Genomic DNA, 12704 nt, shown 5'->3' on the forward strand with positions numbered 1-12704 from the left:
AGATTATTTGCAAAGAGCTTTGAATTTCAAAGTTGATGATTAAAAAAAATTACAATTGTTTTAACAGTTGTTCCAGCGCGTTTAAATGGGTTTCAAATGCCGCAGTTCCGGCAGGTGTAATTTCGTAGGTAGTATTTGGCTTTCTGTTTTTAAACCGTTTAATAACCGTAATGTACCCTGAGTTTTCGAGCGATTTGAGATGACTTGCCAGATTTCCGTCGGTAACCTCCAGCACTTCTTTCAGGTGGTTAAAAGAAGCACTCGAATTTACCGAGAGAATTGACATGATTCCCAAACGAATTTTATTTTCGAAGGCTTTATTTAAATTATGTATGCTGCTTTTCACGTTGTTAGTTGTTGTTTTTGCGTTCGTACCTGCGGTACATAACAATGCCGTAAACGATGTGAATCAGTCCAAATCCAACTGCCCACATGATTAATCCGGCCGATGGAATTAGTGCAGCCAGAATTCCCAGTGCTACCTGAATCAGTCCCATGAAAAAGATTTCCTGGTGCGTAAATTTGGCTGCGTTAACCAGTGCCAATCCGTAAAAGATGAGGCATCCCGGAGCAACAAATTCAAAAGTGCCCTTTGAAAGAAACAGAAGAATGAAAACTCCACCTGCAAACAACGGTATTGCCAGGTTCAGCAGCAATAACCTTGAGCCGGGATTCCAGATCCTTTTGCCTGTTTTTACGGTTCTGCGCCAGGTGAGTAAAACTGCGGTAATTAATGAAAGGAGCAATATACACAGTGCAACTGCAGTAAGCTGCAGAGTTGTGTTCCCGTTAAAAAAGGCCGGAGGCGTAACTGTTGAGTAGATTAGCCTGTAAGCTACAAAAGTACCAATCAAAGCATAGAACCCGATTAGTACTCCCGATAACCCGCTTAACGAAAGAAACCTACTCGACTCTTCCATCATTTTTCGGATTTCTCTAATCTCAGCTAAATAATTTTCAGTGGTTTTCATTTTAAAGTACTTTGAATTACAAAGTAAATGATTTTTCCTTTATTTCAATGCAGACTTCAAAATTTTATTGAAGTGCAATTGAAAAATTCATTACAAGAGCCACAAAAACTAAAAAGAAAGAGCGACCCAAAATTTTCGTATTCGCAGAATATTAGACTGGTGCGATTCGTTTTGTTGCATTTGTATGTATAAACAGGCAAATGACAAAGGATGCAAAACTGACATTAAAGCTGATAAAGCGAAGAAGTGTGCTTTTTGTCACACGAGGAACTGAAATAAATCGGGTTTCTCATTCAGGTACTCAAACACAAAACCATTTTCTTTCATTCTTTGTATCAGGCCTTCAAAGTCTTCTTTCCGTTGAATTTCAATACCAATTACTGCCGGTCCTTTTTCTCTGTTTGTTTTTTTCGAGTATTCAAAATGTGTAATGTCGTCAGTCGGGCCGAGTACCAAGTCCACAAAAGTTCGCAATGCACCAGCCCTTTGCGGAAAACGTACAATGAAGTAATGTTTTAATCCTTCGAACAAAAGCGAGCGTTCTTTTATTTCTTCCATTCGGGTTATATCATTGTTGCTGCCACTAACAACGCACACCACATTTTTGCCTTTTATTTCATCTTTGAATTGGTCGAGCGCCGCTATAGAAAGGGCGCCTGCCGGCTCCATAACAATGGCGTCTCGGTTATAGAGTTCGAGAATTTTTGTACAAACCCGCCCCTCCGGAATCGTGACCATTTGATTTATTACCTGCTGACAAACACTGAAAGAAGTTTCGCCTACTTTTTTTACCGCCGCGCCGTCAACAAATTTGTCTATCTGCTCCAGTTCTGTTACCTGCCCGGCTTCCAGCGACTTTTTCATAGAAGGGGCTCCGTCGGGTTCTACGCCGATAATTTTTGTTTGCGGGCTAACTTGTTTAAAGTAGCTGCCTACGCCTGCAGCCAATCCGCCACCACCTACCGGTAGAAAAAGATAATCAATGGGTTCTGTGGTGTCCTGTAATATTTCCAGCCCAACTGTGGCCTGCCCTTCAATAATCTGAGGATCGTCAAACGGATGAATAAACGCCATTCCCGAACGTTTGCAGTCATTCTGAGCAGCAGCTTCGGCTGCATCGTAAGTATCGCCGGTTAAAACTACTTCAACGTTTTCTTTTCCGAACATTTCAACCTGCGTTATTTTCTGGCGGGGAGTAGTTGCTGGCATATATATTTTGCCTTTAATATTGAGCTTTCTGCACGAAAAAGCAACGCCCTGTGCGTGGTTTCCTGCGCTCGCACAAACCACTCCTTTCTGTAACTCTGTTTCAGAAAGTTGGGCTATTTTGTTAAACGCACCGCGGATTTTGTATGAGCGAACCGTTTGCAGATCTTCCCGCTTGAGCAGAATATTGGCTTTATATTTTTCAGAAAGCCCCTGGTTTTTTGACAAAGGGGTGTGAATAGCCACTTCGTTTAACGTGATTTTTGCTCTGGTGATGTCTTGAATTTTCGGGAAATAATTGGATGTTGTTTTACTCATACTTTTTGTTTTTGCAAAGATAAAGATTATCGGGGTGGAATACTGTCGGCATGTTTTACTTGGGAAAACATATTATGCTTTGTGTGTGCGAGGCAGGGGAATAGTTACAGTGAAAGTGCTGCCTTTTCCGACTTCGCTCTCAGCAATAATGTTTCCGCCGTGCTTTTCGGCAAATTCTTTACAAAGAACCAGCCCCAGTCCTGTGCCTTTTTCGTTTTCTGTTCCGAATGTGGATTTGACCGCATCTTCAGCAAATAAATTGTTCAATTTTTCAGGAGTTATTCCCACTCCTGAGTCAGTAACCGAAAATTGGATAACACGCTCCTCTTTTTGAGCGCTGACAGAAATTACCCCACCTTCGCCTGTGAATTTTATTGCATTGGAAACAAGGTTTCGGAGAATGGAGCTGAGCATGGCTTTGTCGGCCCAAATCGTGAGTTCCTCGGTCAATTCGTTAACAAGCCTGATTTTTTTTCTTGAAGCATTCTCTTTAAAAAGCCGGAAAGTTGCTTTTACCGCTGAACCCAATTTCTGATTTTCAGGAGAGAACGGAATCTGGTTTTGTTGCAGCCGTGCCCATTCTAGCAGATTTTCTAGCAGGTAATATGTCTGCATTGTAGAGTTCCTTATTAATTGTGTGTTCTCCTTAATCTGGTCAGCGGTCATTTGATCGGCATTTTCGTTTAAAATATCGCTAAGTCCTAATACTCCTGTCATCGGCCCTTTTAAATCGTGCGCAACAATCGACAAAATTTTATCTCGTGTTTTCAGAAGTTTGACCTGGTTTTTTGTCTCCTCTTTTAGATTTCTGTTTTTTGCTTCGAGCAGCCTCGTTTGTTCCTGTATGGTAAATGCCTGTATTGTTTTTGCTCGAAAGGAGTTCCACATAATTGCCGAAATTAGCACAGCCACAGCCGTTGCAGTGAGGCTGTTAAAAATATTGGATAACAATACTACAGAATCTGCCTGAACCTCGGGCATTAACAGGAGAAGAAGCACGTACCCCGTGCCGAAATATACGATTGCCCATAAAGGTTTCATCAGAAAAAAAACTGAAAGCAGTGTACATACAACTAAAAAAGGAGTAATTGTGGTAGTTACCAGCTGATCTGAAATTGTTATTGCTACAGCAATTAGAATCAGAGCAAAATAAAACAAATGAAAAATAGTAGACGTAGTTTTTCTCCCCGGCATTCCGGTTTTTTTGTAAGACAGGCTTGCTAGCGCGGCGGTTGCAATGGTTATAATTATTGCACTGTGCAGAAGGATAATTCCGGTTCTCCAAGTGTGTGTTACTGATTCGGCCTCCGGAAGTTTTAATGCAAATACAATAATGTGGATTAGGGAAATGGGGATTCCCAAAAGGGCCAGATAAACTAAGCGACTTGCGTTTTGTTCAAATACTTCGTTTGCAATGAGGATTTTTGTTTCCCGGGATTCTTTTATTTTTCTTTTAGAAAACCAACGTGTCATAGTGCAAAATGGGTTACAAACCAGGCAAATTTAGAAAAATATTGTAACCCCCTGAAATAAAAAAGAGCAGTCTATTAACGAATTAAAAAACTGCCCTTTTTAATTTATTTGAAAAATGTTAAAAACCAATGTATTAACTCATTTTAATAATATTCTGTGTCTATTGCTTCTCAATCCAGTGCGAAATCCAGTCGCCAACTGCCGATGTTCTTTGCGCCTGTCCTTCTGCTATGTCTTCGGTAACAAAGCCTTCGGCCATTGAAGCAGCAACTGCATCGCGAATAATTTTTCCTTCTTCGGGCAGGTTAAATGCGTATTCAAACATCATGGCAGCCGAAAGAATAGTTGCAATTGGGTTGGCAATGTCTTTCCCTGCAGCCTGCGGATACGATCCGTGGATTGGTTCAAAAACCGAGGTGAAAACTCCGATTGAAGCAGACGGAAGCAGCCCCAGCGAACCGGTTATTACACTGGCTTCGTCGGTTAAAATATCGCCAAACATATTTTCGGTAACCATTACATCAAAGTTTTTCGGCCACTGAATAATTTGCATTGCAGCGTTGTCTACAAACATGTATTCGGTTTGAATATCGGGAAACTGCGGAGCCATTTCCTGGGCAACTTCCCTCCACAGACGCGAGCTTTCCAACACGTTGGCTTTGTCTACCACGGTAAGTTTCTTCCTTCGCTTGCCGGCAAATTCGTATGCCAGTTTCAGAATACGTTCTATTTCTTCACGGGTGTATGTATTTGTGTCGTATGCAGTGTTTCCGTCGTCTTTCCTTCCTTTCTCGCCAAAGTAAATGCCGCCGGTAAGTTCTCTGATACAAACGAAATTAGCACCTTCCACCAATTCGCGGCGCAACGGAGATTTATGCAGTAACGATTCGAACGTTTCTACGGGACGAATGTTGGCGTACAATCCCAGTTTTTTGCGCATGGCCAAAAGCCCCTGTTCCGGGCGTACCTTTGCTTTCGGGTTGTTATCGAAACGGGGGTCTCCAATGGCGCCAAATAACACGGCGTCAGCCTTCAAACACAATTGGTGCGTCTCTTCGGGGTAGGGATCTCCTACCTGATCGATGGCAGCAGCGCCGGTTACTCCGTATTCGTATTCCAGTTCGTGGTTAAATTTTTTGGCCACAGCTTTTACTGCTTTTAGGGCCTGTTCGGTAATTTCCGGACCGATTCCGTCGCCGGGAAGTATGGCAATTTTTAATTTCATTAATATCGTATTTTTAGAATATTGATAATTTGTTTGTTCGTTTCAGATAGTTCGATTTTTTGCGGAGAAGACGTTAGCGAACTGTGTATTTCCCCCGAAAAATCTGGCAGTTGACTTTTTATGGACCGTTTATAGATTGAACGGGCTTTGCCGGATACCAGTCAGTGTTTTTCATTTTTTACAGAAAAGTTACAAAATTCCATTGAGCATCTTTTCCATGATCCCCGGTTTAAAGTCGTTTTCAATAATATTCAACATGCGAATTGTTGCTTTTATTGCAGCTGAATTCTGGTCGGGATCCAGGCCTTTTGTTTTAAACTCCCTTGTATTTTTCCAGGTGATTACAGTTTCTACCAGGGCGTTGGTCCTTCCGCCCGGAGGAATTGTAACTACGTAATCTATCAGTTTTGGAAACGATTTTCCCAGCCGTTTGTAAATTTTGTGCAGCGCTTTTACAAACGCATCGTACTGCCCGTCTCCGTCGCTGATTTCTTCGTAGATTTTTCCTCTCACTTCTAAACTTACGTTGGCGACGGGGCGCAATCCCATGGTATGGTTTACGGAGTAGTTTATCACCCGTATGTTTTGTTCCATGATGTCGTTCTCGAGTACGTCGGAAACAATGTAAGGCAATTCATCAGAAGTAACCGTCTCTTTTTTATCGCCCAGCTCTATAATTCGTTGGGTAACTTTGTTTAACGATTCGGGATCCAGTTCAATGCCGAGGTCTTCCAGGTTCTTTTTAATATTGGCTTTTCCGGAAGTTTTCCCCAGAGCATATTGTCTGATTCGGCCAAAACGTTCAGGTAGTAAATCGTTGAAATACAGGTTGTTCTTGTTGTCGCCATCTGCATGAATTCCGCTACACTGGGTAAATACAAACTCACCAATCAGCGGTTTGTTGGTTGGAATGCGAATTCCGGAAAACATTTCTACCAGCTTCGAAACTTTATTCAACTGGCTTTCGTTTACGTTGGTTTTCATTTTGAGGTGATCCTTTATTGTTGCGATCACACTCGAAAGAGGTGCATTGCCAGCCCTTTCGCCCAGCCCATTTACCGTAGTGTGCACGCAACGGATGCCTGCTTTTATGGCATGAAATACGTTGGCTATTGCCAAATCGTAGTCGTTATGTGCATGAAAATCAAAGTCTGCTTCAGGGTAAGTTTCTACCATTTCCTTGCAGAACTCGTAGGTTTCGTCCGGTTCGAGAATTCCCAGCGTATCGGGGAGCATAATCCGGCTTACATTTTCATTACACAGATTTTTAACCATAAAATGAACGTAATCTTTGGAATTACGCATTCCGTTCGACCAGTCTTCCAGGTAAACATTTACCCGGATTCCCATCTCTTCGGCATTGGTAAGTACCTTTTTTATGTCGGCCCAATGCTCTTCCGGAGATTTTCGCAGCTGGCCGGTAACGTGTTTTAGCGAACCTTTACACAACAGGTTTACCACTTTTCCTCCGGCATCGGCAATCCATTGTAACGAAACTTTGTCGTCGACGAACCCAAGTACCTCTATTTTATCGAGGTGCCCGTTTTCTGCTGCCCATTTAAAAACCCGTTGCGAGCCCTTGAATTCTCCATCTGACACCCTTGCCGATGCAATTTCAATCCGGTCAACACGAACATCATCAAGTAATACTTTGGCTACGCTCAACTTTTCATTTTCCTTGAAGGACACGCCTGTGGTCTGTTCTCCGTCGCGCAGGGTAGTGTCCATTATGGTAAGTTGTTTCCCTTCTATTTCAACTGTTTTACCCGTCATTTTACCTTTTTTGTAGTTTGAAGTTTCATGTTTGAAATCTGATTGGCAGCTTGTATGGTTTTTTATTTTGCTGCTTCAAATGCAGCAATTTCGTCTTTCATTGCTACGAGGTAGTCGATGTCGTCGAGCCCGTTTTGCAGGCAATGCTTTTTGTACGGATTGATATCAAATTCGGCAGATTCCCCGGTTTCCTGAATGGTGAAAGTCTGTTTTTCCAAATCCACATCAAATTCGGTTTTGGGATTTTTTTCAATAGCATCGAATATTTTTTGCAGAAATTCCGGCGTTACAACAACCGGAAGTAATCCGTTATTTAATGCATTGTTTTTGAATATGTCTGCAAAAAAGCTGGAAACTACCACGCGGAATCCGTAATCGTATATTGACCAGGCAGCATGTTCGCGGCTGGAGCCACTGCCAAAGTTCTTTCCGCCAACAAGTATTTTTCCGGTGTATGTTGCATTGTTCAACGGGAAGTCAGCTTTCGGACTTCCGTCTTTATTGTATCGCCAGTCGCGAAAAAGGTTGTCGCCAAATCCCTTGCGCTCCACTGCTTTCAGAAAACGCGCAGGAATAATCTGGTCAGTATCTACATTTTCAACCGGAAGGGGTACCGCCGGAGAAGTTATTTTAGAAAATTTATCGTAAGCCATAATTTTGTTGTTTGTTATCGACGTATTTTTGGCGTGGCTGAGAATTGTTTTCCGCTTGCCATAAATTGTCAATAATCATTGAATAAACTGAAAATTAAAAAAGTTCCCTCGGGTCAGTAATAACTCCGGTAATTGCCGCTGCAGCAGCGGTAAGCGGACTGGCAAGCATGGTGCGTGCGCCCGGCCCCTGGCGTCCTTCGAAGTTTCTGTTTGACGTAGAAACGGCATATTTCCCTTCAGGAATTTTGTCGTCGTTCATGGCCAGGCAGGCAGAACATCCGGGCTGACGAAGCTGAAATCCTGCTTCTTCCAGAATGCTGTCCAATCCTTCGGCGCGAATCTGTTTTTCTACTTTTTGAGAGCCAGGAACCAGCCATGCGGTAATATTATCTGCCTTTTTGCGGCCTTTTACAAAATCTGCAAATTCCCTGAAATCCTCAATGCGGCCATTGGTGCAACTTCCCACAAAAACGTAGTCAACCTTTTTCCCAAGCATTTTGTCGCCTTCTGAATATCCCATGTATTGCAGCGATTTAAGGAAGGTATTTTTGTCGCTTCCCTGCATACCGTTTGTGGTCGGAATATTTTTAGTTATTCCCATGCCCATCCCCGGATTGGTTCCGTAGGTAATCATGGGTTCGATGTCTGCAGCATCAAAAGTGTATTCGGTGTCAAAAACTGCGTTGTCGTCGCTTTTTAATTCGTTCCAGCGAGCTACTGCCTTGTCCCACTCTTCGCCTTTGGGTGCAAACTTGCGGCCTTTTACATAGTTGATGGTGGTTTCGTCGGGAGCAATCATTCCGCCACGGGCGCCACTTTCAATGCTGAGGTTACACAGTGTCATGCGTCCTTCCATTGAAAGGCTGGTAATTGCCGATCCGGCGTATTCAATAAAATGGCCGGTGCCGCCGCTGGTAGATATTTTTGAAATGATGTAAAGTGCTATGTCTTTTGCGGTTACTCCCTTTTTGAGTTCACCGTTTACGGTAATTTTCATTTTTTTCGGTTTGGGCTGCATAATGCTCTGGCTGGCCAAAACCATTTCTACTTCGCTGGTGCCAATTCCGAAAGCAATGGCTCCGAATGCACCGTGGGTTGAAGTGTGACTGTCGCCACACACAATTGTCATCCCCGGTTGTGTCAGTCCCAGCTCAGGGCCGATAATGTGAACAATACCATGGCCTTCGCTTTGCAAATCGTGGTAAAAAATATCGTGTTCTGCACAATTTCTTTTCAGCATTTCTACCTGGTGGCGCGACAGCTCATCCATAATTGTGAGGTGCTGGTTTTCGGTAGGCACGTTATGGTCGGGAGTAGCCGTGGTCTGGTCTGGCCTGAATACTTTCAGCCCCCGGTTTTTCAGTCCTAAAAAGGCAACCGGGCTGGTTACTTCGTGAATCAGATGACGGTCGATATACAAAACGTTTGGCCCGCCTTCCACTTCTTTCACCACGTGGGCATCCCATATTTTATCAAATAGTGTTTTCGCTTCCATTTATTTTTTTCGTTATTACGTATTTATACTTGTTAAGTTTTATTGAACTACAGGCAGTTTATTTACGGCATCCAGGTAAGCTTCAACCGAAGCTGTAACAATGTCGGTATTCGCACCAAATCCGTGGAAGATGGAATCTTTGTAATCAATTTGCATGTGAACTTTTCCTACGTCGTCGCTGCCGCGGGTAATTGCCTGAACCAGAAATTCTTCAATGGTAACCTGCCTTTTAATGATTTGCTTAACCGCTTTTATTGCAGCATCTACCGGGCCGTTTCCGGATGAAGTGGCATCAAATTTTTCGCCTGAAATATCCAGCCGGACAATCGCCATCGGTGTAAGTTTCTTTCCGGTAACAACTTGCAAAAAGTCAAGTTTGATGCGCCTTTCCTGGTGAGTTGCATCGCCAACCAGAAGTGCGATATCGTCGTCGCGAATGTCTTTTTTATGGTCTGCCAGTTTCAGAAATTGTTCGTAAACTTCATCCAGTTTTTCTTTGGTTAACTCAAATCCCATCAGCTCCAGGCGGTGTTTCAGGGCAGCGCGCCCGCTTCGTGCCGTCAGTAATATTGATGATTCGTTGATGCCGACATCAGCCGGATCCATAATTTCGTAATTCTCGCGGTTTTTCAACACACCATCCTGATGGATGCCTGAAGAATGGGCAAATGCATTGCGCCCAACCACTGCTTTATTTGGCTGAACCGGCATGTTCATTAATGTAGAAACCAGCCGGCTTGTATGGAAAATATTTTTTGTGTTTATCCCGGTTTCAATGCCTAAAACCTGGTAACGGCTTTTCAGTGTCATTACAACTTCTTCAAGTGAAGTGTTTCCGGCACGTTCTCCAATTCCGTTAATAGTAACCTCGGCCTGGCGTGCGCCATTCATAATTCCGGCAACCGTGTTGGCAGTGGCCATTCCTAAATCGTTATGGCAGTGTGTGGCAATAACTGCTTTATGGATGCCGGTAACATTTTCAACCAGGTATTTTATTTTTTCGCCAAACTCATTGGGAAGGCAATAGCCGGTGGTGTCGGGGATGTTGACAACTGTTGCCCCTGCTTTTATGACAGCTTCAATTACCCTTGCCAGGTATTCATTGTCTGTACGTCCGGCATCTTCCGCGTAGAATTCCACATCTTCCACATATTTTTTTGCGTATTTAACCGCGGCAACTGCCCGTTCAATAATTTCTTCGGGGGTAGAGTTTAGTTTGTATTTTATGTGGAACGGAGAGGTTCCTATTCCGGTGTGAATACGGCCTTTCTTGGCATATTTTAGTGATTCGGCAGCAACTTCAATATCTTTTTGTACTGCGCGGGTGAGGGCGCAAATAGTTGGCCATGTTACCGCTTTTGAAATTTGTACAACCGATTCGAAATCGCCCGGGCTTGAAATCGGAAATCCGGCCTCGATAATATCTACACCTAAATCCTGTAATGCCTTGGCAACCTGAATCTTTTCGACTGTGTTTAACTGACAACCCGGCACCTGTTCTCCATCGCGCAGGGTAGTGTCGAAAATGAAAAGCTTGTCACTCATTTTTGCTTGTTTTTTAGTTGTTACTCTTTTTTTTCAAGAAAAAAGCCATCCTCTTTTATGAGAATGGCCTATTCCGTTTCTTGCTTTATAATTAACAACACACCATTCTCATTTCTTCTGAATTAGAAGAATAATACCAATAATTAGGCTGAGAAGAGCGATGTTGTTTTTTAAACTCATTTGCTTTTTGTCTTACGATTTGCTGCAAATATTAGAATATTTTTTTGAAATGAAAACAAATAGGTTGCTTTTATTAATAAAAATTAATAAACGGATTGTTTTGTCTGAATTTGGGCGGGCAACAGAAGAAGAGTCTGCCGGTTTTATGCCGGACAGGTAACTTACTGAAACAGATTAAAAACAGAATTTATTTTCTCCGGCTTAAAGGAAGAATATTCTCTTCGTCGGTTACAACAGGCGGAACAGGTTTTTTAAACACATCGTGCCTCGAAAGTGGTCGCTGGTTAATTTTCCATTCGAAGCCTTTCAGTGTTTTTTCTTCTTCGGTGAGGCTGAATAAGGGTTTGAGTATTCCTTCCGGAGCCTGCAAAAATGAGATGCGGAAAATTTTACCCTCGCGAAACCTGATGGAAATCCGGCTGCTTTCAACACGATTTAACCCGATTATTTCTTCTTCCTGGCGCGCATAATAGAGAGTTTGCCCGTTTCCGTTCACATCAATGTTATTGAGTTCGCCGTTTACAACGTACCCCACCATCTCTTTTCCTTTAATCTGGTCGAATCGCCCGGAGTCGAGTTTCGAAATGATAAACCCGTTATTGCGGAGATGCAGCTCGTCGGGGGCATCTACTCTTTGTTTCATCTCAATTTCTTCGGCGCTTAGCTGGTGCGCTTCCGACCAAATAATGGGGTTGTTATAAAGTTGCACAACAGAATCTTTGGTAAAATAAACCAGAGAATCGCAGACTCCCTGTATGTCGGAGCGGTAAAAACGGGTTCCGTAATATGCTTTAATGAGCTTTTCCCCTTCAATTGTATCCGGCACGGTGCGGAGTGTATCTGCGTGCAAAAAAAGCGTATCTTTTTCAGAATACATCATAAAAAGGGCAGAGTCGGTTACCGTGGCAACTTCCAGCTTGTCGTTGTATTCAGACGTGTTTCCGGTAACAATTATTTGGTTGTCGAAATCCTCCATTCTGACATTTCCCAGTGCTTTCCCCTTACCGTCTTCTTCATTGTATTTTATGTAGTTGGCTTTTAATTGCTGGGTTTCGTTATACACAACCGGATTTTTTACCAGTTCTGCTTCGCCGGTTTTGGTGTCATACCATCCGTCTTCGGCATAAAGTGTATTGGACGAATCGCGAATGGTTGTGGGGCCAACAATGAATAACCGGCCGGTTTCAGTATTGTAAATTAGTGTGTCGCCTTCGAGGTTGTAATTGTCGTTGTATGCTTCTACATTTTTATAAAAATGAACAAGATCATCGTTCAAAAAATACTTGCCAATAACGCTGGTCAGAATATTTGTGCTGTCCACAATTTTCCCGTTGTTTTCGTAATACCCAATATTGGCGGCCATGTCATAATCGAGGGTGTCGGTAAAAAGGGTAGTGCTTTTGTTTATCAGTTTAACATCCTGATAGGCCTGAGCAAGGCTGATATCTCCGTTGTAAAAGATTTTTTTTGCATAGAGGTTCAGTGTATCGCCCTGGTTGATGTGAACGTTTCCGAACGCATCTACACGATTTGTCCCGGTGTATGTATAGGCGCTGTCGCACCACATTAACACATCTTTGTGCCGGATGCGCACGTTGCCCACCAAACGTTGTGCATTGGCGGCAATTTTTTCGTCGGCCTCCAGGTAATCTGCCTGTTCAATATCTACCCTTCTTTTTTCCTGAGATGAAGAAAAGAGAGAAGCAAAAATGAAAAAAACAAAAATTGCCAGTTTCCCGGTTAACCGGATTTTTTGCGTTCCGACTACCCGCACGGGAGTTTGCCGTTGTGCTGATTCTCTATTTTTTTTACAGAATGTCAAAATTTGTAGTTTTCTGTTTTGCGATAAATAATGCGGTTGAACA

The 12704-nt window shown here is 42.9% G+C and carries 10 protein-coding genes; all 10 read right to left on the bottom strand.

Annotated elements, in window-relative coordinates:
* Window positions 1-49: 49 nt before the first annotated feature.
* The 10 genes from BUB08_RS05325 to BUB08_RS05375 all read right to left on the bottom strand — a co-directional run bounded on the left by BUB08_RS05325 (window position 50) and on the right by BUB08_RS05375 (window position 12661).
* On the bottom strand, window positions 50-346 hold the full coding sequence (locus tag BUB08_RS05325; protein ID WP_072999587.1) for a winged helix-turn-helix domain-containing protein: 297 nt from the start codon (window positions 344-346) through the stop codon (window positions 50-52).
* Between the two features lie 4 nt (window positions 347-350).
* On the bottom strand, window positions 351-971 hold the full coding sequence (locus BUB08_RS05330) for a hypothetical protein (protein WP_072999589.1): 621 nt from the start codon (window positions 969-971) through the stop codon (window positions 351-353).
* Between the two features lie 258 nt (window positions 972-1229).
* The gene (gene ilvA, locus BUB08_RS05335; RefSeq protein WP_072999591.1) at window positions 1230-2495 is read right to left on the bottom strand and encodes a threonine ammonia-lyase; all 1266 of its coding nucleotides are present in this window, start codon (window positions 2493-2495) and stop codon (window positions 1230-1232) included.
* A 72-nt stretch (window positions 2496-2567) separates the two neighbouring features.
* A complete protein-coding gene (locus BUB08_RS05340; RefSeq protein WP_072999593.1) occupies window positions 2568-3968 on the bottom strand; it encodes a sensor histidine kinase in 1401 nt (466 codons plus the stop codon).
* Window positions 3969-4128: 160 nt separating this feature from the next.
* Window positions 4129-5193, bottom strand: coding sequence for a 3-isopropylmalate dehydrogenase (gene leuB / locus BUB08_RS05345; RefSeq protein ID WP_072999594.1), 1065 nt, complete (start codon window positions 5191-5193; stop codon window positions 4129-4131).
* 189 nt (window positions 5194-5382) lie between these two features.
* A complete protein-coding gene (locus BUB08_RS05350; RefSeq protein ID WP_072999596.1) occupies window positions 5383-6966 on the bottom strand; it encodes an alpha-isopropylmalate synthase regulatory domain-containing protein in 1584 nt (527 codons plus the stop codon).
* 62 nt (window positions 6967-7028) lie between these two features.
* Window positions 7029-7619: a 3-isopropylmalate dehydratase small subunit gene (gene leuD, locus BUB08_RS05355; RefSeq protein ID WP_072999892.1), complete on the bottom strand. Its 591-nt coding sequence runs from the start codon at window positions 7617-7619 to the stop codon at window positions 7029-7031.
* Between the two features lie 94 nt (window positions 7620-7713).
* The gene (leuC, locus tag BUB08_RS05360) at window positions 7714-9114 is read right to left on the bottom strand and encodes a 3-isopropylmalate dehydratase large subunit (protein WP_072999597.1); all 1401 of its coding nucleotides are present in this window, start codon (window positions 9112-9114) and stop codon (window positions 7714-7716) included.
* A 39-nt stretch (window positions 9115-9153) separates the two neighbouring features.
* Window positions 9154-10659, bottom strand: a complete 1506-nt coding sequence (locus BUB08_RS05365; protein WP_072999599.1) for a 2-isopropylmalate synthase — start codon at window positions 10657-10659, stop codon at window positions 9154-9156.
* A gap of 367 nt (window positions 10660-11026) precedes the next feature.
* Entirely contained in the window at window positions 11027-12661 is a 1635-nt protein-coding gene (locus tag BUB08_RS05375) for an OstA-like protein (protein WP_175549953.1), read from the bottom strand.
* Between the last annotated feature and the right edge of the window lie 43 nt (window positions 12662-12704).

Source organism: Mariniphaga anaerophila (assembly GCF_900129025.1).
In the GTDB taxonomy this organism is placed as follows: domain Bacteria; phylum Bacteroidota; class Bacteroidia; order Bacteroidales; family Prolixibacteraceae; genus Mariniphaga; species Mariniphaga anaerophila.

Coding starts and splice junctions, on each gene's coding strand:
- BUB08_RS05330 (WP_072999589.1), bottom strand. CDS start 971: ATGAAAACCACTGAAAATTATTTAGCTGAGATTAGAGAAATCCGAAAA.
- leuD (WP_072999892.1), bottom strand. CDS start 7,619: ATGGCTTACGATAAATTTTCTAAAATAACTTCTCCGGCGGTACCCCTT.
- ilvA (WP_072999591.1), bottom strand. CDS start 2,495: ATGAGTAAAACAACATCCAATTATTTCCCGAAAATTCAAGACATCACC.
- leuB (WP_072999594.1), bottom strand. CDS start 5,193: ATGAAATTAAAAATTGCCATACTTCCCGGCGACGGAATCGGTCCGGAA.
- leuC (WP_072999597.1), bottom strand. CDS start 9,114: ATGGAAGCGAAAACACTATTTGATAAAATATGGGATGCCCACGTGGTG.
- BUB08_RS05340 (WP_072999593.1), bottom strand. CDS start 3,968: ATGACACGTTGGTTTTCTAAAAGAAAAATAAAAGAATCCCGGGAAACA.
- BUB08_RS05365 (WP_072999599.1), bottom strand. CDS start 10,659: ATGAGTGACAAGCTTTTCATTTTCGACACTACCCTGCGCGATGGAGAA.
- BUB08_RS05350 (WP_072999596.1), bottom strand. CDS start 6,966: ATGACGGGTAAAACAGTTGAAATAGAAGGGAAACAACTTACCATAATG.